Origin of the sequence: Sediminibacterium sp. C3 (genome assembly GCF_000508085.1) — a bacterium.
Lineage (GTDB): Bacteria > Bacteroidota > Bacteroidia > Chitinophagales > Chitinophagaceae > Sediminibacterium.
Window position 1 is genome coordinate 818,663 of record NZ_KI669560.1, and the last position, 24,950, is coordinate 843,612.

Annotated in this window: 26 protein-coding genes; 12 read left to right on the top strand and 14 right to left on the bottom strand. The window is 40.5% G+C overall.

The window, feature by feature from the left end:
- Genes obgE through F777_RS0103885 form a run of 10 tightly spaced genes read right to left on the bottom strand, consistent with a single transcriptional unit; the run spans position 1 to position 7,127 of the window.
- On the bottom strand, positions 1-1,002 hold the full coding sequence (obgE, locus tag F777_RS0103840; RefSeq protein ID WP_037369115.1) for a GTPase ObgE: 1,002 nt from the start codon (positions 1,000-1,002) through the stop codon (positions 1-3).
- A 41-nt stretch (positions 1,003-1,043) separates the two neighbouring features.
- Positions 1,044-1,637, bottom strand: coding sequence for an acyltransferase (locus F777_RS0103845; RefSeq protein ID WP_026750883.1), 594 nt, complete (start codon positions 1,635-1,637; stop codon positions 1,044-1,046).
- Complete coding sequence (gene paaI, locus F777_RS0103850) at positions 1,634-2,053, bottom strand: hydroxyphenylacetyl-CoA thioesterase PaaI (protein WP_026750884.1); 420 nt, start codon at positions 2,051-2,053, stop codon at positions 1,634-1,636. The genes F777_RS0103845 and paaI overlap by 4 nt, the downstream gene beginning before the upstream one ends.
- An 18-nt stretch (positions 2,054-2,071) precedes the next feature.
- Complete coding sequence (locus F777_RS0103855) at positions 2,072-2,848, bottom strand: enoyl-CoA hydratase-related protein (protein ID WP_026750885.1); 777 nt, start codon at positions 2,846-2,848, stop codon at positions 2,072-2,074.
- A gap of 9 nt (positions 2,849-2,857) precedes the next feature.
- Entirely contained in the window at positions 2,858-3,349 is a 492-nt protein-coding gene (gene paaD, locus F777_RS0103860) for a 1,2-phenylacetyl-CoA epoxidase subunit PaaD (protein ID WP_026750886.1), read from the bottom strand.
- On the bottom strand, positions 3,343-4,134 hold the full coding sequence (paaC, locus tag F777_RS0103865; RefSeq protein WP_026750887.1) for a 1,2-phenylacetyl-CoA epoxidase subunit PaaC: 792 nt from the start codon (positions 4,132-4,134) through the stop codon (positions 3,343-3,345). Before paaC ends, paaD begins: the two co-directional genes overlap by 7 nt.
- Positions 4,134-4,502, bottom strand: coding sequence for a 1,2-phenylacetyl-CoA epoxidase subunit PaaB (gene paaB, locus F777_RS0103870; protein WP_081720454.1), 369 nt, complete (start codon positions 4,500-4,502; stop codon positions 4,134-4,136). Before paaB ends, paaC begins: the two co-directional genes overlap by 1 nt.
- Positions 4,503-4,519: 17 nt before the next feature.
- On the bottom strand, positions 4,520-5,461 hold the full coding sequence (gene paaA / locus F777_RS0103875; protein WP_037351716.1) for a 1,2-phenylacetyl-CoA epoxidase subunit PaaA: 942 nt from the start codon (positions 5,459-5,461) through the stop codon (positions 4,520-4,522).
- Between the two features lie 6 nt (positions 5,462-5,467).
- Positions 5,468-6,541 (bottom strand): 1,2-phenylacetyl-CoA epoxidase subunit PaaE, encoded by a 1,074-nt coding sequence (paaE, locus tag F777_RS0103880; RefSeq protein WP_026750890.1) that lies wholly within the window; start codon positions 6,539-6,541, stop codon positions 5,468-5,470.
- Positions 6,534-7,127 carry a TetR/AcrR family transcriptional regulator gene (locus F777_RS0103885; RefSeq protein WP_026750891.1) on the bottom strand — a complete coding sequence of 198 codons (594 nt, stop codon included), beginning with the start codon at positions 7,125-7,127 and terminating at the stop codon, positions 6,534-6,536. The genes paaE and F777_RS0103885 overlap by 8 nt, the downstream gene beginning before the upstream one ends.
- A 142-nt stretch (positions 7,128-7,269) precedes the next feature.
- Between F777_RS0103885 and F777_RS0103890 the strand changes: the two genes are divergently transcribed.
- The 4 genes from F777_RS0103890 (at position 7,270) to F777_RS0103905 (ending at position 10,616) form a co-directional block, all read left to right on the top strand.
- Positions 7,270-8,193 carry a PfkB family carbohydrate kinase gene (locus F777_RS0103890; RefSeq protein WP_026750892.1) on the top strand — a complete coding sequence of 308 codons (924 nt, stop codon included), beginning with the start codon at positions 7,270-7,272 and terminating at the stop codon, positions 8,191-8,193.
- An 83-nt stretch (positions 8,194-8,276) separates the two neighbouring features.
- Positions 8,277-9,266 carry an aspartate-semialdehyde dehydrogenase gene (locus F777_RS0103895; protein WP_026750893.1) on the top strand — a complete coding sequence of 330 codons (990 nt, stop codon included), beginning with the start codon at positions 8,277-8,279 and terminating at the stop codon, positions 9,264-9,266.
- A 10-nt stretch (positions 9,267-9,276) separates the two neighbouring features.
- Positions 9,277-10,101, top strand: a complete 825-nt coding sequence (locus F777_RS0103900) for a hypothetical protein (RefSeq protein WP_152530852.1) — start codon at positions 9,277-9,279, stop codon at positions 10,099-10,101.
- A 32-nt stretch (positions 10,102-10,133) separates the two neighbouring features.
- Positions 10,134-10,616, top strand: a complete 483-nt coding sequence (locus F777_RS0103905; RefSeq protein ID WP_152530853.1) for a hypothetical protein — start codon at positions 10,134-10,136, stop codon at positions 10,614-10,616.
- On the opposite strand, the gene F777_RS0103910 is transcribed toward F777_RS0103905, so the two are convergent.
- A complete protein-coding gene (locus F777_RS0103910; RefSeq protein WP_026750896.1) occupies positions 10,613-11,284 on the bottom strand; it encodes a DUF2461 domain-containing protein in 672 nt (223 codons plus the stop codon). The two genes, F777_RS0103905 and F777_RS0103910, sit on opposite strands and share 4 nt — an antisense overlap.
- A complete protein-coding gene (ligA, locus tag F777_RS0103915; RefSeq protein ID WP_026750897.1) occupies positions 11,284-13,380 on the bottom strand; it encodes an NAD-dependent DNA ligase LigA in 2,097 nt (698 codons plus the stop codon). The genes F777_RS0103910 and ligA overlap by 1 nt, the downstream gene beginning before the upstream one ends.
- Positions 13,381-13,478: 98 nt before the next feature.
- Here ligA and F777_RS0103920 point away from each other — a divergent pair, with 98 nt between their 5' ends.
- The 7 genes from F777_RS0103920 to dacB are packed head-to-tail and all read left to right on the top strand — an operon-like array spanning position 13,479 to position 19,832.
- Positions 13,479-14,189 (top strand): NUDIX hydrolase, encoded by a 711-nt coding sequence (locus F777_RS0103920; protein WP_026750898.1) that lies wholly within the window; start codon positions 13,479-13,481, stop codon positions 14,187-14,189.
- Between the two features lie 43 nt (positions 14,190-14,232).
- Positions 14,233-15,108 carry a YicC/YloC family endoribonuclease gene (locus F777_RS0103925; protein ID WP_026750899.1) on the top strand — a complete coding sequence of 292 codons (876 nt, stop codon included), beginning with the start codon at positions 14,233-14,235 and terminating at the stop codon, positions 15,106-15,108.
- A gap of 28 nt (positions 15,109-15,136) precedes the next feature.
- Positions 15,137-15,610 carry a gliding motility lipoprotein GldH gene (locus tag F777_RS0103930; RefSeq protein ID WP_037369119.1) on the top strand — a complete coding sequence of 158 codons (474 nt, stop codon included), beginning with the start codon at positions 15,137-15,139 and terminating at the stop codon, positions 15,608-15,610.
- Positions 15,607-16,581, top strand: a complete 975-nt coding sequence (locus F777_RS0103935) for a sensor histidine kinase (RefSeq protein WP_037369120.1) — start codon at positions 15,607-15,609, stop codon at positions 16,579-16,581. The genes F777_RS0103930 and F777_RS0103935 overlap by 4 nt, the downstream gene beginning before the upstream one ends.
- A 2-nt stretch (positions 16,582-16,583) precedes the next feature.
- Positions 16,584-17,288 carry a response regulator transcription factor gene (locus tag F777_RS0103940; protein ID WP_026750902.1) on the top strand — a complete coding sequence of 235 codons (705 nt, stop codon included), beginning with the start codon at positions 16,584-16,586 and terminating at the stop codon, positions 17,286-17,288.
- A 56-nt stretch (positions 17,289-17,344) separates the two neighbouring features.
- Positions 17,345-18,478: an arginase family protein gene (locus tag F777_RS0103945; RefSeq protein WP_026750903.1), complete on the top strand. Its 1,134-nt coding sequence runs from the start codon at positions 17,345-17,347 to the stop codon at positions 18,476-18,478.
- Positions 18,479-18,488: 10 nt separating this feature from the next.
- Positions 18,489-19,832, top strand: a complete 1,344-nt coding sequence (gene dacB / locus F777_RS15650) for a D-alanyl-D-alanine carboxypeptidase/D-alanyl-D-alanine endopeptidase (RefSeq protein WP_081720455.1) — start codon at positions 18,489-18,491, stop codon at positions 19,830-19,832.
- A 15-nt stretch (positions 19,833-19,847) separates the two neighbouring features.
- Here the strand turns inward: dacB and mutL are convergent, their stop codons facing one another.
- Positions 19,848-21,707: a DNA mismatch repair endonuclease MutL gene (gene mutL, locus F777_RS0103955; RefSeq protein ID WP_026750904.1), complete on the bottom strand. Its 1,860-nt coding sequence runs from the start codon at positions 21,705-21,707 to the stop codon at positions 19,848-19,850.
- A gap of 110 nt (positions 21,708-21,817) precedes the next feature.
- Between mutL and F777_RS0103960 the strand changes: the two genes are divergently transcribed.
- A complete protein-coding gene (locus tag F777_RS0103960) occupies positions 21,818-23,545 on the top strand; it encodes a M3 family oligoendopeptidase (RefSeq protein WP_026750905.1) in 1,728 nt (575 codons plus the stop codon).
- On the opposite strand, the gene ricT is transcribed toward F777_RS0103960, so the two are convergent.
- Entirely contained in the window at positions 23,532-24,929 is a 1,398-nt protein-coding gene (ricT, locus tag F777_RS0103965) for a regulatory iron-sulfur-containing complex subunit RicT (protein ID WP_026750906.1), read from the bottom strand. The two genes, F777_RS0103960 and ricT, sit on opposite strands and share 14 nt — an antisense overlap.
- Positions 24,930-24,950: the final 21 nt, after the last annotated feature.

Genomic DNA, 24,950 nt, shown 5'->3' on the forward strand with positions numbered 1-24,950 from the left:
TTATATCGGCTTGTTCAAGGTCTCCCAAAGCAAGTCTTTCAGCTCGGTTAGTCCCTTATTGGTTACCGATGAAATGAAAACATGGGGAATATCAGCCGGTAATTCCTTGCTGATGGCTTCCTTTAATTCATCGTCCAGCATATCGCTTTTACTAATGGCAATGATGAAATCTTTCTGCAACATTTCTTCATTGTAGTTCTTTAATTCCTGACGAAGGATTTCAAACTCTTTTCGGTGATCATTACTGTCGGCAGGAATCAGGAATAATAAAACGGCATTGCGTTCTATATGTCTGAGGAATCGATGTCCCAATCCTTTACCTTCAGCTGCTCCTTCAATAATACCCGGTAAGTCTGCAATACAAAATGATTTTGAATCACGGTAGGCAACCATGCCTAACTGAGGCGTTAAGGTAGTAAATGCGTAATTGGCAATTTTAGGTTTGGCGGCAGTAATGACAGATAGTAAAGTAGATTTGCCTGCATTGGGGAATCCAACCAAACCCACGTCTGCCAATACTTTCAGCTCAATATTTTTCCATCCTTCCACACCGGGTTCTCCGGGTTGTGCATGGTCGGGTGCCTGGTTGGTAGGGGTGGCAAAATTGCTATTGCCCAATCCGCCTCTTCCTCCACGCATCCAGATATATTCCTGTCCGTCTTCTAAAATTTCTGCTTCAATCTTGCCGGTTTCTTCATCACGCGCAACCGTACCCAGGGGAACTTCAATAATAATATCTTTTCCGTCTCTGCCGGTACAATTGTCTTTGCTACCGTTCTCACCGTTTTCGGCCAATACATTCTTGAAATAGCGTAAATGCAACAATGTCCAGAGGTTGCGGTTCCCTTTTAAAATAATATGTCCGCCTCTGCCACCATCGCCACCGTCCGGGCCGCCCATGGCAGTTAGTTTATTGCGCATAAAATGTCTTACACCTGCACCACCGTGACCACTGCGCGCAAAAATTCTGATATAGTCTATAAAGTTATTCCGTTCCGACACTTGTATAATTTAAGTGCAAAGATACAACATTGAAATTTGGTCTATTTTTTCATTGCATTCCAGGTGCTGTAGAGTGTATCCTGTTTGGGGCGGTCGGCAGGAACGAATCTGAGCGGTTCGCAGGGTTCCCAGTATTCCTGCATTTCTTTGGGTAGCTGTTGGTAGAGTGCTGTACCCTTTGTCTTCCAGGCAATCATTTCATCTGAAACGGTCTTGATGATTTTGGCAGGGTTGCCTGCAATTAAAGAACGTGAAATAAAATGCTCATCTGCCTTAATAAAACTCATGGCACCAACAATGCATTCATCCTCTAGTACTACATTGTCCATAATAACGGAATTCATACCCACCAGACAATTGCGGCCAATGGTGGCTCCGTGAATAACCGCACCATGTCCAATATGGGCGTTCTCTTTTAATAATACGGTGGTGCCCGGAAACATATGCAGGGTGCAGTTCTCCTGCACATTGCAACCGTCTTCAATAATGATGGCGCCCCAATCACCCCTGATAGCAGCTCCTGGTCCTATGTAAACATTCTTTCCAATAATTACATTGCCTGTAACAGCAGCCTGGGGATGCACAAAGGAACTTTCATGTACAACCGGTATAAATCCTTTAAAAGAATAAATCATAAAGATGCTTTTACAACAAGCTTACCTGTTCTGAAACAATTTCCTTTAAAGTAAGACACCAACTCATTGTGCTGATTCGTAATTGTAATTTGATATAATCCTGTCGATCTTCCATTGTGTAATTCTTTGGCTTCGGCAATCAATGTATCGCCTACATGCACGGGTTTCAGAAAATTGATGGAAGTGTCCAATGCCACCGATAAATTATTTCTATTGTTGCAGGCAAAGGCAAATGCACTGTCGGAAAAAGCAAAGGCAATGCCGCCATGAACAATGCCCAATCCATTCATCATTTCAGGTCTTACCTGCATTTTAATTTTACTGTATCCTTCCTCTATCTCTACTACTTCTATGCCTAACCATTGTGAAAACAAATCTGCTTTCATCATTTCTTCTACAATATGTTGTGGTGTCATGGCTTTTGTTTTATCAATTTATTGGCCTTTGTATTGGGGAGCACGTTTGGCTAAAAAAGCATCCACCCCTTCTTTGAAATCTGCTGTTGCTGCTGCTTTTTGCTGCAAATCGTCTTCCAATGCCAGTTGTGATTGTATAGTATTGGTAGCACTTGCATTCAATGCCTGCTTTATATAACCCAGTGCTTTGGTGGGCATGGTGGCAAGTTGAACCGCCAGTTTTTTGCTTTCTGTTTCAAAAACCTCATCTTCAAATACTTTATACAACATGCCCATTTGCAAAGCTTCTGTTGCAGAAACCTTATCGCCCAACATCATTAGCGCACTCGCTCTTTGAAATCCGATTAATCGGGGCAAAGTGAATGTACCACCACTATCCGGAATCAATCCGATTTTAGAAAATGCCTGAATAAAAGAAGCGCTTGATTTGCTTACAACAATATCGCAGGCAAAAGCAATATTGGCGCCTGCTCCGGCTGCAACCCCATTTACAGCAGCCACTACCGGCTTCTGAATTTCTCTTAGCCTTTGTACAATCGGATTGTAGTGTTCGCTTAAAATTCTTTGCATGCCTGGACCTTCCGGATCTACCACTTCTGCCAAATCCTGTCCTGCACAAAATCCCTTCCCAGCACCAGTTAAATAAATGGCCCTGATATTTTCATCACTGGCGCATTCATCCAATATAGCCTGCAACTGCAATGCCATGGGTCGGTTGAAGGAATTTAATTTGTCGGGTCGGTTCATCGTAATGAAAGCGACACCAGACTCAACACTAAATAATATTGCATCCATAAAAATACTTTAATGGCATTTAAAATAATCAAAAGGTTCCTTGCACTCTTCGCATTTAAACAAAGCCTTACAAGCCGTGCTCCCGAATTGTGAAACCAATACGGTATGGGTGGATTGACATTGCGGACAAGGCACTACCAAATCTTCCAGGTAAGCAGCGTCAATGCTTTTACCTACAGGGGGAGCAATACCGTAGGCTTTTAATTGCTGCTTCCCTTTTTCGGTCATCCAGTCGGTGGTCCAGGCCGGAGATAAAATGGTTTTGATAGTTGGTTCATATCCTGCTCCCAACAAAGCCATTCTGATTTGCATGGCAATCATGTCCATGGCCGGACAACCTGTGTAAGTAGGCGTAATGGTAACCCTTACTTGCCTGCCTTCAACATCAACAGCTCTGATCACCCCCAAATCTACTACAGACAATACAGGCACTTCCGGATCCATAACGGATTCCATTATTTGCCATACTTCGGCATGTTGAGTTGTGGCTGAATTTACCATTCGCTGTTGGGATAAGCTCTTTGTAAATATTGCATTTCTGCCAGAATATATCCTAAGTGTTCTGTGTGCATGCCAGTTGCACCCCCTTTCTGTACAAAGGTTTTGGCAGGAATAAGCAGACCTGCTTCTTCAAAAATGGCTGTAACTTTTTGGTTCCAGGCAGTCTGAATAGCAGCATAGTTCAGGCAAGTAGCAGTGGCGTATTCAGGTTGAATAAACATTTCTCCTGTATAAGCCCAGATAGCATCAATGGCTTGCTGCATACGTCTCTTGCTTTCTTCTGTTCCATCGCCCAAGCGCAATACCCAATCCTGACTCCACTTTACATGATAGCTGATTTCCTTTATGGATTTTTCTGCAATAGCAGCAACCTGTGCGTCTTCGTGTTTCAATAACTGCGTAAACAATTCCAGTTGAAACTGACTCAGCAAAAACAAACGCAAAGTGGTTTGTGCCCAGTCTCCGTTTGGTATTTCCGTAATCAATAAATTTTTAAACTCTACCACATCTCTCAAATAAGCCAGACTGTCTTCGGTTACGGGCAAACTGATATCCTTGCCTGTTTGTGTAAGTTCAATCTTGTCTGCATGCTGGTTAATTAGTTCAGCAGCATGCTGGTATAAATTTCTTGCCTGTCCAATATAGTCCAATGCAATATTCGTGATGGCAATGTCCTGCTCTAATATTGGTCCGTGTCCGCACCATTCACTGTTGCGGTGTCCAATAATCAATGCATTGTCTGCCAGGTGAAGTAGAAAATCAATCTCGTTTTTCGCAGTTGCCATTACATGTATTTTACTTCATCAGGTAAATCATAAAAAGTGGGATGTCTGTAGGCTTTGTCATTAGCAGGATCATACAGCGCTTCCGCTTCATCCGGATTGCTGGCATGAATATGCTTGCTTTCTACTACCCAGATGCTTACCCCTTCCATTCTGCGGGTGTACACATCTCTGGCATTCTCAATGGCCATGGCAGCGTCGGCAGCGTGTAAGCTTCCTACATGTTTATGATCCAGCCCTTGTTTGCTGCGGATGAATACTTCCCATAAAGGCCATTCAGCCTTATTGGTTTGCTGGGTAGAAATATCAGCGGCTCCGTTTTTGCTTTCGCCGTAGTCGCCGTAGTAAAGTTTGTGTAATTGAAAGCTCATATTCTTTGATTTTAATGTTATGCTGCAGCCTGTTTTTGTTTCGCTTTTTTATTGGCATAGGCCAATGCCGCATCTCTTACCCATGCACCTTCTTCCCAGGCTTTTTTACGAGCGTCTAATCTTTCCTTATTGCAGGGGCCATTGCCTTGCACTACTTGCCAGAACTCATCCCAGTTGATTTCACCAAAATCATAATGACCTCTTTCTTCATTCCATTTCAAATCTTTATCGGGTAAAGTAAATCCCAGCACTTTCACCTGTTCTGCACAAACGTCTACAAATTTTTGTCTGAGCTCATCGTTGCTGAAACGTTTGATTTTCCATTTCATGCTTTGAATGGTATTAGGGCTTTCATCGTCCTTGGGTCCAAACATCATCAGGCTTGGCCACCACCAGCGGTTGATGGCATCCTGTGCCATTCTGCGTTGCGCTTCTGTTCCCTTGCTTAATACATACAGTATTTCAAACCCCTGACGCTGGTGAAAACTTTCTTCTTTACAAACCCTTACCATGGCACGTGCATAAGGACCAAAACTGGTTCTGCAAAGCGGTACCTGATTCATAATGGCGGCACCGTCTACCAGCCATCCAATCACGCCCATATCTGCCCAGCTTAAAGTGGGATAGTTAAAGATGGAAGAGTATTTGGCTTTGCCAGTATGCAATTGCTCGTACATCTGATCCCTTGTAATGCCAAGTGTTTCAGCTGCACTATATAAATACAAACCATGACCTGCTTCGTCCTGCACTTTGGCCAAAAGAATGGCTTTTCTTCTTAGTGATGGGGCACGGGTTATCCAGTTGCCCTCTGGTAACATACCAATGATTTCGCTGTGCGCGTGCTGACTGATTTGTCTGATCAGGGTCTGACGATACTTCTCAGGCATCCAGTCTTTTGGCTCAATTCTTATTTCACGATCAACCTTGTCCTGAAAGATTTTTTCAAAGTCTTGTTCCATAATTTTTTATTTAACATCAAAGTCAATGAATACATTTTCTGTTCTCGGATGAGACTGACAGGTTAAAATAAACCCATGCTCTATCTCTTCCTGTTCCAATCCATAGTTCACATCCATGTCTACTTCGCCTTCTATTAATTTTGCTTTGCATGTACAGCATACGCCTCCTTTGCAGGCATAGGGGAGATCAGCACCATTTTTTAAGGCGGCATCTAAAATGCTTTCTCCTTCAAAGCTAAGATCAAAGGCAAAAGTGATTCCATCCTGTTTAACGGTGATATGGCTTTTTACCTCTTTGCTGGCACTCGTTGAATCGGTTGTATTTTTCTTTGCCTTAACTCCGGTAGTAAATAATTCAAAGTGAATTTTTTTGGAATCAACGCCACTCTCTTCCAATGCCTGCTTAACGCCGAAAATCATTTCTTCTGGACCGCATAAAAAATAGGCGGCTATTTTTTCAGGCTGTAACAATGTTTTACAAAGTTGCTGGCATTTTTCCTGATCAATTCTTCCGAAATGAATGGGTGCATCTGTTTTTTCACGGGATAAAATATACACGATGCTGAATCGGCCCATGAACTTATTTTTCAAAGCTTCTAAAGCTTCTTTGAAAATAATGCTGTGCCGGTTTCTGTTTCCGTAAATTAATGTGAAGCTGCTATTTGGTTCGGTTTGGAGTGTTGTTTTGATAATGGAGAGAATGGGGGTAATGCCACTACCTGCAGCAAAAGCAACGTATTGATTTTTTGTAGCAGGATTTAGTTGGGTAAAAAATTTTCCCTGCGGAGGCATTACTTCCAAAGCCATTCCTTTTGCCAGTGACTCATTGGCCCAGGTAGAAAACAATCCGCCACTTACTTTTTTAATGGCTACCCTTAATTCATTATCCAAAGGGCTGCTGCAGATGGAATAAGATCTTCTGGCTTCTTCTCCGTTTATCAGGCTCTTAAGCGTAATGTATTGACCTTGCGTAAAATTGAATTTTTCCTGCAGGGAAGAAGGCACTTCAAAAGCTACAGAAACGCAGTCTGGTGTTTCTTGCTTTACTTCTTTAACGGTCAGTGTTTCAAACTTAGTCATTCTTTAATCCTCCCACCAAAATGGTAATCATATTACTAGTTAGTGCATCTGCATCAATTTTCTGTGTTGAACGATGCCAGCTTTCAATGCCTCCAATGGCATGCAGAATAATCAACACTGCCGTGGGTGCATCAATGGCTTTGATTTCCTTATTTCTGATGCCCGCTTCTATAATGGCGGCAAAACGCTTGCGATACATTCTTCGCTGGTTCTGAAAATTAGAAAGGTAAGGATCCGATAAATGTTTCCACTCTCTGTCGCTTACATATACTTCCTCGTAATGATTAATCATTTCATTGATATGGAAACGAACCAGCTCCTCCACTTTGGCAATGGAATTGTTTTTCTTAGACTCTACTTCGTCCATATGATGCATGAAGCGATTGGCCACACCAAAGCAGAGTTCATGTAATAATTCTGTTTTGGATTTAATATGGTTATACAGGCTGGCAGCTTCTACGCCTACAGCTTCTGCTAAGTCGCGCATGCTGGCAGCTTTAAATCCTTTTTCTCTGAATAAAGAAGCCGCTTTACTAACGATTACCTCTTTACGGCTGGTGTTTTTTTCTATTTTTATTCTGGCCATGGTACGAAGATAATATACTAACACATGTTAGCAATGATTTGTCTAAAATTATCTTATCCTGTTAGTTTATTGCCTCAACTGCTTATTTGGGGGGATTCGCTGATAAACCATTAATTTCGCAGCCGTATCTTAAATTATAATTATGTCTTTAGTTGTTGTTGGATCCATGGCATTCGATGCCATTGAAACCCCTTTTGGTAAAAGTGATAAGATAATTGGCGGTGCAGGTACTTATATTGCCTGGTGTGCTTCCAATTATACACCTGTTAAACAGATTTCTGTAGTGGGTGGCGATTTTCCTCAGGAGGAACTGGATAGCCTTACTGAAAGAAATGTAGACCTGGAAGGAGTTCAGATTAAAAAGGATGAGAAGACTTTTTTCTGGAGTGGCCGTTACCATATGGACATGAATACCAGAGATACTTTAGATACCCAGCTAAATGTATTGGGAGATTTTCAGCCTGTAGTGCCCGATAGTTATCAGGATTGCGAGTTTTTGATGCTCGGCAATCTAGCTCCCGCCGTACAAAGAAGTGTAATTGAGCAGCTAAAAAACAGACCGAAGCTGATAGTAATGGATACCATGAATTTCTGGATGGAAATTGCCATGGACGACCTGAAGCAAACATTGGCGATGGTAGACTTACTGATGGTGAATGATAGTGAAGCCCGTGAATTAAGTGGTGAATATTCATTGGTTAAAGCGGCTGCTAAAATCATGAAAATGGGCCCTAAATATTTAATTATTAAAAAGGGGGAGCACGGGGCGCTTTTATTCCACGGCAATCAGGTGTTTTTTGCACCGGCTTTACCACTGGAAGAAGTGTTTGATCCAACAGGTGCAGGGGATACATTCGCTGGTGGATTCATAGGACATATTGCGAAAACCAAAGACATTTCTTTTGAGAACATGAAAACTGCCATTATCGTGGGTAGTGCAATGGCTTCTTTCTGTGTAGAAAAATTTGGAACCCAGCGTTTAAGAGAAATCAACAAGGCAGATATTGATTCCAGACTGGATGAGTTTGTTCAACTGGTTAATTTTGATATTGAGTTGGGCAATTAATTGAATATATATTAACGGGCCTTCCAGATTTGGAAGGCCTTTTTTGTATAACCAAAACCCCGAGAGGGAAGGAGAATTAAAAAATGAAAGTAGCTGTTGTTGGCGCAACGGGTTTAGTAGGAACCAAAATGTTGCAGGTATTGGCTGAAAGAAATTTTCCGGTATCTGAAATTGTACCGGTAGCATCTGAAAGATCCGTAGGTAAGGAAGTAAGCTTTAAAGGGAAAGCATATAAAGTAGTAAGTATGGCGGATGGTATTGCAGCAAAACCTGCCGTAGCCATTTTTTCTGCTGGTGGCAGTACTTCTCTGGAATGGGCCCCTCAATATGCAGCAGCTGGAATTAAAGTGATTGATAACTCTTCTGCCTGGAGAATGGATCCTACAAAGAAACTGGTTGTTCCTGAGGTTAATGCTTCGGCCTTAACTGCTGAAGATTTCATTATTGCCAATCCCAATTGCTCTACCATTCAGATGGTGGTTGCCCTACAGCCACTTCATGCAAAATATACCATTAAGCGTGTAGTAGTAAGTACCTATCAAAGTGTAACTGGTACTGGAAAAAAAGCGGTAGACCAATTGTTTAATGAGCGCAAAGGAGTGGAAGGTGAAATGGCTTATAAATATCCCATAGATTTAAATGTAATTCCTCAGATTGATGTTTTTCTAGACAATGGATATACCAAGGAGGAAATGAAAATGGTGTTGGAAACCAAGAAAATCATGCAGGATGATTCTATTCGAGTAACGGCTACAACGGTTCGCATTCCTGTTATTGGTGGACATAGTGAATCTGTGAATATTGAATTTGCCAATGAATTTGATGTAGCTGAAGTAAAAGCATTGTTGGCAACTGCTCCGGGTGTTATTGTGCAGGATGATTTGCCCAATCAGATTTATCCAATGCCATTATGGGCACATGAAAAAGACGAAGTATTTGTAGGCAGAATCAGAAGAGACGAAACCCAGGAGAAGACCCTGAATATGTGGATTGTAAGCGATAACCTCAGAAAAGGTGCGGCTACCAATGCTGTTCAGATTGCTGAATACATGGTTGCCAACGGCCTGTTATAAATTTTGCTGAATGCGCAGATTCCGATTACTATGGTTTTGCCTGCTGTTAGTATCCATGGGTTGTGGTACCCGTTTGTTTACTTATCAATCAAGTAGAACAGGAACAAAAACTGGATCAAAGATTACTGGTGAACAATTCTATCAGCAGGCAATGACCATGCAATGGAAGCAACGGGATTCTTTTGCATTTGCTGCTGTCATAACTGGAAATATTCCTTCATTTTTAAGAAGGGCAGAAGCAATTCATGTAAGTGCGCTTGATTCTGCAACTGGCAAAACGAATAAGGCAACCTATTTTGTAATGCCGGATTACCTAAGTATTGGAACGGATGACAACTGGGCCAGAATTCCACTAACACCCATCACGGCACAACGTATTGCTGATAGCTTTCAGTGCTTTCTTCCTACACGCAAAATGGTGAATGATATTCATGCAGCTGCCAAAGTAAAACTGGCACCCATGCCCATGTATATTTATAGAGATAGTTCAATAACCATGTGGCAGCACCATTTAATGATTGAAGGTCAGCGAAAAGGTCAAAAGGGCTTAATCAGTGGGATCAAAAAAGATGTTGTGATTTCAGATCTGCTTACGCGTTCTGCAAAACAGCATCGGGTTGCCATTTATGGCTGGCATCAGTTGAATGGAAAACCCATACAGCCTTTGTATACGGGTCATGTAGACTGGTATGCAGACTATAGTCATGGTATTCGTATGATAGCCAGAAGAATTAAAGTAAATGGACAGTGGATGGATTATACAGATATCATGAAACACCCGGTTTACAGAAAGTTGTTATCTGATGAGGAGTTTGGGGATGTGTTCAGATATTGATTATTTTAGGGAAACAATTGAGATTACAATTTATGCGTGCATATATTTACCTGGCAGGATTGTTGTTTTTTCTGAGTTGTAAAAACCCTGTAGAGGAAACAGTGGTTAAGAATGATACAACAGTTATTAAAAAAGACACGATTGCTGAAAACAGAATCAATCCTTCATCCAAACCTGTAGCTACCTATAGTGTTCCGGTAGATGATGGCATGGGCAATATGAATAACTGGAAATTTTCGGTAAATATTTACGAAACTTCTAAAACCTTTGAGTACAAAGTTAATATTCAATACAAGGAGATAAGATCCTCTGAGATTGTGCAAATTCCCAACTTTAATATATTACCTGTTGTTGCCATTCAGCCAGGTAAAAATCCTATGTCCTGCATCATTGGTTTCAACGACGCCAAAGGGGAGTTCAAAGATTATATTCAGGTTAGTGTTTCCAACGATCAATTGAAATTCAAGAAAATAAACAATTACAAAGTTCGTAAGTACAGTACACCTGTTAATTAGTCTTCCATCCCCCGGTTCAAAAATTGTAGCAGGGGCTTCATGGTTGCAAATGCAGTCACTATCTTTTTTACTAAATCTTCCTGAGTGAGTTCTGCATCACTGATGGGTACTGATACAATGAAATTTTTCAATTTAATGTATTCAATGGCAGGATTATCTTTTTCATAACCCTTGGGTTCTCTGATAAGCGACATGCCTTCTTCTCTGGACAAATCTCCAAATAGCTTTTTGAAATTTTTATTGCCAAGGATACCCTTGAATTCTTCCCAGTTATAATCTATTTCCTGCCTTACTTTTTTAATCTGATCGGGTTCTCCCCCGTATAAACCGCCCCCAATAAAGCTTTTACCTCCTGGCTCACAATGAAAATAATATCCAGCCATCCAGGATTTTTTTCCTCCTTTTACAAAATAGGCTGCCATATTGGTTTTGTATGGATTCTTGTTTTTACTGAAACGAACATCACGATTGATTCTGAAAATACAATCCTTATAGGTAAGCAGTGAAAGCTCCTTATCAAAATCATTCACTTTTGCCAGTATTGCATTAACCAGTTCAATGAAATCTGATTTTGCGTTTTCATAATCAGTTCGATTTTCATTGAACCATTCACGACTATTGTTCTTTTTTAACTGTGTTAAAAACTGCAGTGTTTTTTTATTCAACATTATTGTCCATTAATCAATTCTATAAATTCCTGTTCCGTAATAACTTTTATGCTATTGATCTTTTTTGCTTTCTCCAGTTTGCTACCGGCATCTGCACCAACTACCAGGTAATTCAATTTGCTGCTAACGCCACTTAATATTATACCTCCAGCAGCTTCTACTTTTGCTTCTGCTTCTGATCTTTTTAATTGTTCTAAAGTGCCGGTAAACAAAAAGCTCTGTCCTTGAAGGCTTCCATCAGCACTCACTTCTTTTTTAATATTTACCAGCTGCAACCCCAGTTTTTCCAAGTCTTTTAGCATTTGCAGATTCTGGGTGTTTGAAAAAAAATGTTGAATGCTTTTGGCAACTTTTACACCTACATCTTCTAATTCTAACAAGTCAGCTTCTGTTTTGTTGGCAAATTCCATCAGGTGATTTACAGCGTTGGCCAATGTTTTGGCTGTGGTTTCTCCAACAAATCGAATCCCCAATGCATAAATCAATCGATAAAGTGGTTGTTGTTTACTGGCTTCAATGGCAGCGCGCAGATTATCCAGGGATTTTCTTCCAAATCCGTCCAGGTTTGCTAGGGAAAAATAATCCAATTGATAAATACCCGGAATATCTTTCAATAGGCCAAGTTCATAAAATTTACGAACATTGGCTTCTCCCAGACTTTTGATGTCCATGGCATCTTTGCTCACGAAATGGATTATTTTTTCTACCACCTGTGCCGTGCATTCAATATTAATACAACGCCAGACTGCTTCACCTTCTTCTTTAAATAATTCACTGTTACAAACCGGACAGTTTTTAGGAAACAGAATCATGGTTTCATTTCCATTTCTTAATTCAGGCAAACTTTTTACAATTTGAGGAATCACATCCCCGGCTCTTTCAATTAATACCTGATCTCCTATGCGCAAATCTTTTTGCTGAATGTATTCTTCATTGTGAACAGAAATGCTGGATACGGTAACCCCTCCCAGATAAACAGGCTTTAGTTTGGCTACCGGAGTTACAGCGCCTGTTCGCCCTACCTGAAATTCCACATCCAATAGTTCGGTGGTTGCCTGTCTGGCTTTGAACTTGAACGCTATGGCCCATCTGGGATGATGAGATGTCATTCCCATTTTTTCCTGTAAACTCAGTTCATTTACTTTAATGACCATCCCATCAATTTCATAAGGCAGGTCATCCCTGGTTGTTTCAAAAGAGAGACAATAATCAATCACGCCCTCAATCCCTTTCACAATCTTTTTTTCATTTTGCGGAGATCGGAAACCCATATCCCATAACAAGGAAAGGCTGCCACCGTGAGTTTCCAATGCTTTATCGTGATTATTGCTCAAATGGGTTACATAACTGATATGATACAAAAAAGCGTCTAGGTTTCTTTCCGCAACTTCTTTGGGATCTTTCATGCGCAGACTTCCGGAAGCAGCATTTCTTGGATTGGCCAACGGGCTCAATCCTTTTGCAATTAGTTTCTGGTTGTATTGGTCAAAAGCAATTTTGCTCATGATGACTTCCCCCCTGATTTCAATTTGCTGAATGCCTCTGGTAGAAAATGGAGCATAAATTGGGATGGATTTAATCTGCTTGATATTATTGGTAATATCTTCTCCTGCAACGCCATCCCCTCTGGTAACCGCACGAACCAATAAATCATTTTCATAATAGAGTGAAATGCTGGCCCCGTCAAATTTGGGTTCAATACAATATTCAAGCAATTCGGTGCCACTTAATTCCCTGGCTTTTCTGTCAAAGTCTTTCAGGTCATCTGCATTGTAACTATTATCCAGGCTCAGCATGGGAACCAGGTGAGGGGTAGTTACGAAGTTCTGGTTCAAACTACTGCCCACTCTTTGTGTGGGAGAATCTACACTTATCAAATCTGGATTCGAATGTTCTATTTTTACCAGTGCCTGATATAAAATATCGTATTCGTAATCTGCCAGCAATGGGTCATTCAATACATAATAGCGATATTCATGAAATCTCAGCACTTGCTTTAAAAGGGTCAAGTCAATATGGGTTGCCTTGCTGTTAAGCCCTGTTAGAATATCCCTGGTTTGTTCCTGTAAAACTTTCGTCTGATCTGCGGTGTACATATTGCGTCTTAAGCTGTAAAGATAGAAATTACCCAACAACCCTTAACTTTGTGTACTAACTACGCAATTGCCGGAGATTACTCCAAACGCTTGACCATATGAAGAAGAATTCCGTTAAAGCGGTGCATAGTTTAGTGGATACTTATCCCAAAGTTCCATTAACCGTGGACTGTGTCATATTTGGTTTTGAAGAGAGTAAGCTTAAAGTCTTGCTTATCAAAAGTGATTTGTCTATTTATCAGGGCAAACTTTCTCTTCTGGGGGATTTTGTTAAAAACAACGAAGATCTGGATGATGCAGCTTACAGAATCCTGAAAGAAAGAACCGGCATGACCAATGTGTTTCTTGATCAGGTAAAGGTATTTGGTAAGCCCGACAGGCATCCGGGAGGCAGAGTAATTACCATTGCTTACTGTTCACTATTAAATATTCAGCATCATGCATTGAATATTCATGAAAATGAGCTGGATTGGTACGATTATGAATCGCTCGAAGACATGGCTTTTGATCATAAGCAGATTGTGGATGAATGCCATAGCTGGCTGCAAAAACGGATTCAGGAACACCCATTGGGCTTTAATTTATTGCCAGATAAGTTTTCACTTCGTGAGCTTCAAAATTTATATGAAGCTATTCTAGGCGTTTCACTGGACAGAAGAAATTTCCGTAAGAAGTTTGCTTCAATGGATTTGTTGATCGACACCAATGAAATGGAGCAGGATGTATCACACCGTCCAGGCAAACTATACCAGTTCAACTTTACCAAGTATGAAAAAAAGAAAAGAAAGTGGATTGGAATTGATTTTTAGCTAATCTGCTAATGTTCCTTTACTTTTACTTAAACAGTTTGGTATGTTATATTCAATGACTGGTTATGGCAGAGCAGAGCAAACCATAGGGGACAAGAATTTTTTAATTGAAATCAAGTCTTTAAACGGAAAGCAATTTGATTTGCGTCTGAATATCCCTGCTTTGCTTAAACCCTATGAATTTGATGTAAGGAACTTACTGAACGAAGGATTGCAAAGAGGTAGTGTTGAGTGTAATATTACCATTAAACTAAATGGGGCCAATAAGCCAGTTACCATTAATACTGATTTGGCGAAAGCTTATTTTCAGCCCGTATCTCAACTGGCGAACGAATTAGGTTTGGCAACAGGCGATATTCTGAGTACCATATTGAAATTACCCGATGTAATTACCCCATCCACTGAAATGCTTTCTGAAGCTGAGTGGAGTCATTTTGAAAATCTTTTGAAAGAAGCCATTGCCCAGCTGAACAATCATAGAAAGGAAGAGGGTAAATCCATTGAAGCTGATTTATTGGTCAGACTAAAAAACATAGAAGAACAACAACAACTTATTACCGAGCTGGAGCCACTTCGCAGAACTAAAATCAAAGAGGGTTTAATGAAAGTGCTGGAAGAAAACGTGGGTAAGGAAAATTACGATCCCAACAGATTGGAGCAGGAATTAATTTATTATATAGAAAAAATAGATATCAGCGAAGAGCAGGTCCGCCTGAATAATCACTGTGCCTATTTTAGAACTGTATTGAATGAAAGCGGTCTTTCAAAAGGTAAAAAATTGTCTTTCATTTTGCAGGAGTTTGGAAGGGAAATTAATACAACGGGTTCTAAAGCCTACGATGCCAATATGCAAAAAGCAGTTATTTTAATGAAAGATGAACTGGAGAAGGCAAAAGAGCAAATTTTGAATGTTTTATAGATTCAGCACAGTCTGTATCTTTGATAATATGGATTTAGCGAAAACTTTTCTGGTAGCAGGTTTGGCATTCATGCTTTTAAGCAGTTGCCAATCGAATGGGGTCTTCGAAAAAGCAGCTTTTTTTCAAAAACATGAATGGGCGGCCAGCAACCAACCTGAATTTCAGTTTGCAGTTACCGATACCAATGTACTCTATCATATTTATGCAGTTGTAAGACATGAAGACGCCTATCGGTATAATAATCTTTGGGTTCATTTCTCTACACAATCACCCGGTGATTCAGCTAAAAAACAATTAATCAATTTGCGCCTGGCAGACAATCGAAGAGGTTGGCTGGGAACAGGGATGGATGATGTTTTTGATCATCGTATCCGTCTTACACAGGCACCCATTCAATTGAAATCCGGAACCTATAAATTCACCCTTCAGCAAGCTATGAGGGAAGATCCATTACCCTATATTCTGAATGCAGGTATACGGGTTGAAAAAGTTGCCAAATGAAAACGCTGAAGCCACCTAAACTGGGTTTTGTAACTTTTGTGTATTGGTTTTTACTTCTATACATGATTGCAGCGCTTGCCTGGTGGTTCATAGCATTGGAAAATCAAAATGGTATTTTAGCAGAGATAAGAATTTCTGAAATTTACAAGGATGATCCTGAGTATCTAACGAAGCTGTCGCGCATTGAAGAACTGCGCAAACGAAAAACGGCTCAGTATGTTGGAGAAGGGCTAACATTTCTTGCTTTAATTTTAGTAGGCGCTGTTTATGTATATCGGGCTACCCGTAGACAGCTCAAGTTTTCTGCACACCAGCAGAACTTTATGATGGCTATTACGCATGAATTAAAAACGCCGATTGCTGTTGCCCAGTTAAATTTGGAAACCTTGCAGCGACGAAAACTGGAAGAAGAGAAACAACAAAAACTAATTGCGAATACTTTGCAGGAAGCCAATCGGCTAAATGCATTGTGTAATAATATTTTATTTACCTCTCAGTTAGATGCAGGAGGTTATAAAGTAAATTTTCAGCGTATTAACCTTACAGATATTGCCGAGACCTGTGTGGATGATTGCAAAAGCAGGTTCCCGGAACGAGAGATTACGGATGCGATTGAAGAAAATATTTTCATTGAAGGAGATCCCTTTTTACTGCAAATGTTGCTGAATAATTTGTTGGAGAACGCAATTAAATATGCGCCTAAAAACCTGCCTATTCATGTTACATTGGTGAAGAATGCCAATAAGACCTGTTTGGCTATTGCAGATTTAGGTCCCGGTATAAATGACAATGAGAAGAAACGCATCTTTGATAAATTTTACAGGAGCGGGAGTGAGAATACACGAAAGGCTCAGGGTACCGGACTGGGACTGTATCTCTGCAAAAAAATTGTTGAAACCCATAATGGCTACATTTCTGTGACAGATAATCAGCCAAATGGAAGTATTTTTAAGGTCACATTTAAATCGTAAAAATGGCAACAGATAAAGCAAATATTCTCATTGTTGAAGATGAATTGAATTTGCATGAAGCTTTAAAGCTTAATCTGGAAATGGAAGGATATGAAGTAACTTCTGCCTTTGACGGCAATGAAGCACTCAAGAAAGTAGAAAACGCCTATTTCGATTTAATCATAATGGACATTATGCTTCCCGAACTGGATGGAATCAGTGTTACTGAAAGTATTCGGGTTCACAACAATGAAGTTCCCATTTTGATGCTAAGTGCTAAAAACACACCCGCCGACAAAGTGCTTGGATTAAAAAAGGGGGCTGATGACTATTTAACCAAACCCTTTAACCTAGACGAGTTACTTATCAGGGTTTCAAAGCTTATTGAAAAGAACAAGCGTTTACAAGTGAAGGAGTCAATCGGGGATCAATATAAATTCGGAAACAACCTGATAGACTTTAAAGCGCAGGATGCCGTTACCTGGAACGGTCAGCATGTAGACCTGAGTAAGAAAGAAGCTATGTTATTGAAACTCCTGATAGAAAATAAGGGTGAAGTAGTTACCCGCGAAAAGATTTTACAGGTAGTATGGGGATACAATGTTTATCCTACCACCCGGACCATCGATAATTTTATTCTCAGCTTTAGAAAGTATTTTGAAGAAGATAGTCGAAATCCTGTTTATTTTCACTCTGTCCGTGGTGTTGGCTACAAATACACTGATTAATTTTGTTGGCAATAATCATTGGGTTTTTTCGTTAAAGTAGGTACAAAATCGTACCCATGTCATTATCTTCAATAGTTGATTTTCTTGAACCCATTAATCTTGCTGAAATTTCTTTTGATGAAGGATTCAAAGACACACAAATTGGAAAACATATCCTGGCTTTTGAAGAAGAGATACCTGATATTAGTGAAGCTGATCTGGTGATTGTGGGGTGCGGGGAAATGAGGGGCATGGGCATGCAGTATACCAATACCAGCGCACCTAATAAAGTAAGAACGCAGTTTTACAAATTGTACTATTGGCATTCAGAAGTATCCATAGCTGATCTGGGAAATATTAAAACCGGAGCCAGTCTTGCTGATAGTTATGCAGCAGTAAAAATGGTAGTAAGTGAATTGATTCAGATGGGTAAAAAAGTACTCATTTTGGGTGGCTCTCATGATATCACTACCCCTCAATATCAGGCGTATGGTTCACTGGACAAAATTATAGATGCTGTTTCGGTTGATGCCAGAATAAACCTGGATATGGACAGCCTGGAACCAGCAGATCAGTTTCTGGTGGATATGTTTACCGGAATTCCCAATCACTTAAAGCACTATACGCATATAGCTTTTCAAAGCTACTATATGCATCCGCATATGCTTGAGACGATTAATAAGCTGGGATTTGATTTCTATAGAGTAGGTAGGGTTAAAGAGGCAATTGAAGAAATGGAACCTGCTATCCGGAATAGTGAACTTTTTAGTTTTGATATTGAAGCTATTCAATATGCACACGCGCCTGCAAACCGTGTAACGCCCAATGGACTAAACGGAGAAGAAGCCTGTACCTTAATGCAGTATGCAGGAATGAGCAGTATCTGTAACTCAATTGGGCTATATGGCTATGATGTAGCCAAAGACATGCACGATATGACTGCTATACAGCAGGCCCATATGATCTGGTATGTAATAGATGGAATTCACAGAGGCAAACAAGAAGCCAGTCTGGAAAACAGGAATGAATTCAATGAATTTACTATGGCGTTTGCAGAGGCTCCAACTGCATTTCTGCAAAGTAAAAGAACTGGAAGATGGTGGATGCAATTGCATGACGGTAAATTTGTAGCTTGCAGTCACAGAGATTATATCGTGGCTTGCAACAACGATATTCCAGAACGTTGGTTAAGGGCTGTAGAAAGAAGTTAAAATCTGCCAAATGAAAAAACTGTTTTCCTGTTTTGTATTGCTTTCTTTTTTTGTATCATGTAAGGTAGCTAAGACCTCAATGCAACCTGCAAAGCAAAATAAAGTTGATTTTTATCAGGAAAAAGCAGAAGAGTTTTTTTTGCAACATCCGGCATTTCAGCCAGCTCATTTGGGAGTCAGCGTATTTGATCCCGCAAGCGGAAAGTACCTGTTTAACCATCAGGCAGACAAATATTTTATTCCTGCAAGCAATACCAAAATTTTCACCTCTTATGCAGCCATGAAAAATCTGGGTGATAGTCTGATTGCCTTTCAGTATTTAAAAGATGAGGATAATATTACCCTGAGATTTACCGGTGACCCAAGTTTTTTGCACCCTGATTTTGACGAGCATCCGGCTTTTGATTTTCTACAGAAAAATGCGCCCCAGATTACCATTGTTGCTCCTAAATACACTGCAGAAGCTTTTGGAAACGGCTGGGCCTGGAACGACTTTGATGCGGATTATTCCCCAGAGAGATCCCCAATGCCAATTTATGGCAACCTGGTATATTTTGGCAAAAAAGGGAATCGTATAACTGTAACGCCAAAAGCATTTAAAGACTCTTTGGTTATATTCTCCAGCACAGAAGATGGCAAATTCTCTATTGCCAGAAGTAAGTCGGAGAACAGTTTTACAGTAGTTAAAAGCAATCGAAATTTTAACGGCACTGCCATTCCTTTTGTAGTGAAGCAGGATATGGAACAGCTGATGATACCTCTGCTGGAAGATACATTAAACAGAATATTGAGTTATGCAAATGAGGTTGTGCTGGATAATCCAAAATGGCAAAATTTTTATTCGCAGTCTACGGATAGTCTCTTAAAGCTCATGATGCATCGCAGTGATAATTTTTATGCTGAACAGGTATTATTAATGGTAGGCAATCAGAAAATGGGCATCATGAATGATGCACAGGCCATTGATACCTTGTTAAAATCGGATATGAAAGGCATGCCTCATGCCCCCAGATGGGTGGATGGAAGTGGCTTGAGTCGCTATAACTTAATGACTCCCAAAGATTTTGTATGGGTGTTGAATAAAATGAAACAAGAGCAGAACTGGAATAGGATAAAAACGATTTTCCCAACTGGAAATACAGGCACATTAGGGGGCTTGTATAAAGGATACGAAGGAAAAATCTTTGCCAAAACAGGAACCCTTTCCAGCCATGTTGCCTTAAGCGGATTCCTGATTACCAATCAGGGAAAAGAGCTGATTTTTTCTGTAATGGTAAACGCCCATCAGTCTTCTGCTACTGTTATAAGAAAGCAAATAGAACAGTTTCTTAGTTCCATTATTAACGAACAATAAAATCACCGCTAACTGTTATTTATTAAATAACTGCTCCAGGTAATTGCCCTTGTATTCAATATATGTGGGGGCGCCTGAAGGACTGATATTGGGCGTATTGCAGGCAAACAAATCATTTATCAGTTTCGTCATTTCTCTTTCGTCCATGCCCGTTCCGGATTTAATGGATTGTTGTTTTGCCATACAACGAACCAGTTTCTCTCGCTGACTGAATTTAACATCACTGCTGAAATGTTTGAATTGTTCAATCAGCATTTCAATTGCATGCTTTTCATTGCCTGGTGTTACGTCGGCAGGGGTCCCCTGAATTAAGTACTCTTGCAGTTCATCTCTTTCTATCTGATAGCCGATTAATTGTAAATCGGGTAATAATTCATCCAGCAAAACCTTATCAGGAATTGTAAGGTCCAATGGAATCGGGAATAAACTTTTTTGTGTAGGAGCTTGTTTGCTATGTACGGCCTGACTGTATTTTTCGTACAATATTCTTTCATGGGCCAGCTGCTGATGAACAAGCAGAAAGCCTTTTTCAGTGGTAGCAATGATATAGGTTTGCTGTACCTGAAAATATTGTTGCACAACCGGTACATTCAATAACCGGTTTCCTGTGTAAGATTCTTCCAATATCTGTTTCTCTGTTCCTGTATTTTCTTGTGTGGTATTGGATGAAAATGTAGAATGAGCAGAAGGCTCAAAAAATGATTTCCAGCTTTTCAATTCAGATTTTGCACTGGGTTCAATTAAATGAGCCTGGTGTTTCTGAGTGAATGCTTTATAGAGGCTGGATGAAACAGCTGCATCCTTCTGGTTGCTGGTAAAAGGTTTGCTTACTGCATCCAAACCCTGAATATCTGCGTTCAATGAAAAGTCTAAAGAAGGAGCTATGCTAAATTGTGCCAATGCATGTTTGATGGCTGCCTGAACAAATGCATACACAATCTTTTCATCCTCAAACTTAATTTCCTGTTTGGTTGGATGCACATTGATGTCTACCTGACCCGGATCTAAATCTATATACAGCACATAGCTGGGAAAACTATCTTTTGCAATCAATCCTTCAAACGCCGCATTCACTGCATGATTTAAGTAAGCACTTTTAATGAAACGATTATTCACAAAGAAATACTGATCACCTCTTGTTTTCCGAGCAGTATCGGGTTTGCCAATAAAGCCGCTGATATTCATATAATCTGTTTCTTCTGAAACCGTCACCAATTTTGCATTATAACTGTTGCCTAAAATCTGTACAATTCTTTGCTTGCGTGAACCGGCTTCCAGATGGTATACTTCCTGACCATTGCTTTTTAAAGAGAAAAATATTGCTGGATTAGCCATGGCAACCCGGATGAATTCATCCATGATATGCCGCATTTCGGCTGCATTACTCTTTAAGAAATTTCTGCGGGCAGGAACATTAAAGAATAAATTTTTCATGCTGATACTGGTGCCTACTGCAGCGGTACAGGCTTCCTGACGAATTACTTTGCTGTTTTCCACTTCTACCCAACAACCCAGTTCATCTTCTGCTCTTCTGGTTTTTAATTCAACTTGTGATACCGCAGCTACCGATGCCAATGCTTCTCCTCTGAATCCCATGGTGCTGATTCGGAACAAATCTTCAATCTGTCTGATTTTACTGGTAGCATGTCTTTCAAATGCTATGCTGGCATCTTCCGGACTCATGCCCTTGCCATTGTCTATTACCTGAATCAGTGCCTTTCCGGCGTCATTTACCAGTAATTGTATTTGTGTAGCACCAGCGTCCACTGCATTCTCCAATAATTCCTTCACTGCACTGGCAGGTCTTTGAATTACTTCACCAGCAGCGATCTGATTGGCTATATGATCAGGTAAAAGGTGTATAGAATTGCTCACAATATTGTCTCCTGCGCTTATTACTCAAAAAATAAAAGTTTGTAAAAATAAGATTCCTCCACCAACTGCAAGGTACAGTTGCCCTAAATTTGCGGTTAAATTGAGTGAATATGCACCCGAAAGCTGCGATACAGAAGATTCCCAGAAGTTTTTTGCCTGCTGATTATATGGTAACTGACTGGAATAGCCTGGAGCCCTATTTTATAGAGTTGTCTGAAAGACCCCTGAATAATAAAGCAGATTTATCGCAATGGCTGCAGGATTTGAGTGAACTGGAGGCAGTGGTAAGTGAAGACGCTTGCTGGAGACAAATTAAAATGACCTGCGATACTACAGATAAAACACTGGAGGAGGCGTTTACTTATTTCTGCATGGAAATTCAGCCTAAGCTACAGTCTTATGCGGATCAGCTGAACAAAAAACTAATTAACTGTCCATACACCAATGAGCTGGACCAGTCGCTTTATCATACTTATCTGCGTTCCGTAAGAAAAAGCATTGAATTGTTCAGAGAAGAAAATATTCCTATTGCCGCTGAGCTAAGTGTTTTGCAGCAACAATACGGAGCGATTGCCGGAAGGATGACTATTGAAGTAGATGGAAAAGAGTATACCTTACAACAGGCAGCCAAGTTTCTGGAGAGTAGTGACAGAAAATTACGTGAATCTGTTTATTATAAAATTCAGGATCGTAGAAAGCAAGACGAAAATGCGATGCATGAGTTGTACTCCACCCTGATAGCCAAACGTCATCAGATAGCGGTGAATGCAGGTTTTGAAAATTACAGAGACTATAAGTTTAAAGAACTGGGTCGCTTTGATTATACCAAGGAAGATTGTTTTCAGTTTCATGAAGCCGTGAAGCAATATGTATTGCCGCTGGTGAACGAAATCTATGAAAGAAAACGTCAAAAGCTGGGACTGGATACATTAAGGCCCTGGGATACTGAAGCAGAGCCTGCTGGAACACAACCTTTAAAACCGTTTACTACGGGTGAAGATTTATACGAAAAGACAGTAAAATGTTTTGATCAGCTGAATCCATTCTTTGCGGATTGCCTTCGCAAAATGAAAGAGATGAATCATTTTGATTTGGAGAGCCGCAAGGGTAAGGCTCCGGGAGGTTACAACTGTCCTTTGGCAGAAAGCGGAGCTCCTTTTATTTTTATGAATGCAGCCGGACAAATGAGTGATGTAACAACTATGGTGCACGAGGGCGGACATGCGGTGCATTCTTTTTTGGCACATCCGCTTCCTTTATCTGCTTTCAAGGAATATCCAATGGAAATTGCAGAGGTAGCCAGTATGGCAATGGAGCTTTTCAGTATGGATCACTGGCAGGCATTTTTTGATAATGAATCTGATTTGCTTAGAGCCAAAGAACATCAGTTGGAAAGAACCATCACCATCTTCCCATGGATTGCCATCATCGATAAGTTTCAGCACTGGGTATATGAGCATCCACAGCACAGCGTTGAAGAAAGAACAGCTGCCTGGATGAATATTCTTACTGAATTCTCCACATCAGCAATTGATTATACAGGGTTGGATGCCTACAGAGCTATTGGCTGGCAAAGACAATTGCATTTATTTGAAGTGCCCTTCTACTATATTGAATACGGTATTGCACAATTGGGTGCTATAGGTCTTTGGATGCAATACAAGAATAATCCCGAACAGGCCTTGGAAAACTATATGAATGCCCTGAGTTTGGGAGGCACAAAAACATTACCTGAATTGTACAAAACTGCCGGACTGGAATTTAATCTAACTCCTGCCTATATTAAAACCCTTATGGAATTTGTAAAAACCGAAATGGATCAGCTTATTCCGGCTTAGGTCCGTTCTCAGGTCTGGAATTATTCCCGTTATTTGGCCTATTGGCGGGACCATTATTCGGCTGAACGGGCCTGTTGGGTCTGTTTGGCTGAGGTCCACGGGGTCCGCGAGGAGCATTCGGATTGTTTTGCTGTGGTCTTCTGGGTCCCTGCCCCTGATTTTGACCACCACCCTGATTTTGCCCCCCTTGTTGAGGACTTCTGTTGGGCCCCTGGTTGGGTTGGTTCCTGCCTTGTGGTGCATTACCCTGCTGACCACGTTGGTTATTTCTTTGCTGATCTCTTCTTCTTCGGTCGTTTTTCTCCAATGTTTTTAAACTGATTTGTCCAACCAGTTCAACAAATGCAGGTTCCGCCTCTTTCTGTTTATTGCTTACAATTTCAACAGCCTGTAATTCATCTACTCTTTGACCCTGCTTGTTCAGGCGTTTAATCTCTTTAACGCGATCAATGGTTAATGGATAGTGCTTGGTATTATTGGGCAGCACATACCACATTAAATTTTTAAAAATATCTTTTTTAATCAGATGAGCGGTTCCCATTGCTGTATCCAATGTGTCAGCATAATCAGGGAATTGCTGAAGTGCATCTAAATAAGTATCCAGTTCGTAGTTCAGGCAACATTTTAAACGGCCGCACTGACCACTTAACTTGGTCTGATTAATAGAAAGGTTTTGATAGCGTGCTGCGGTAGTATTTACGCTTTTGAAATCGTTCAACCAGGTACTGCAACAAAGTTCTCTGCCACAGGAACCAATACCACCTAGTTTTGCAGCTTCTTGTCTAATACCAATCTGTCTCATTTCTACCTTGATCTTGAAATCACTGGCAAAAATTTTAATCATTTCCCTGAAGTCAACGCGATCATCAGCGGTATAGAAGAAAGTTCCTTTTTTACCATCTGCCTGAATTTCAACTTCACTTAGTTTCATTTGCAGATTCAGGCTTCTGGCGATGGTTCTGCTTCTGGCCAGAATTTCTTTTTCACGGCCTTTACTTATTTCAAAACTCTCAATATCTCTTTCCGTACTTTTTCTGAGAATTTTTTTCATCTCGGGGCTGAACTCGTCAATCTGTCTTTTCTTTAATTGCATACGAACCAGTTCGCCGGTGAGGCTCACTTCACCCACATCAAAACCACTTACGCCTTCAACGGTAACGTATTCCCCTTTTTCAAAATATTGTAGTGTAGGATTTCTATAGTATTCCTTTCTGCTTCCCTGCTTAAAGCTAACTTCTACCACGCGGCAGCTGCTTTCAGGATCGCTGAAAGGCAGATTCATTAGCCAGTCGTGCACATTTAAACGATTGCATCCGCCCGTGCTGCACCCTCCATTACTTTTACAGCCGTTAGGCTTTCCTGTTCCACAAGATCCACATCCCATATATATATGTAAATAAAAAGT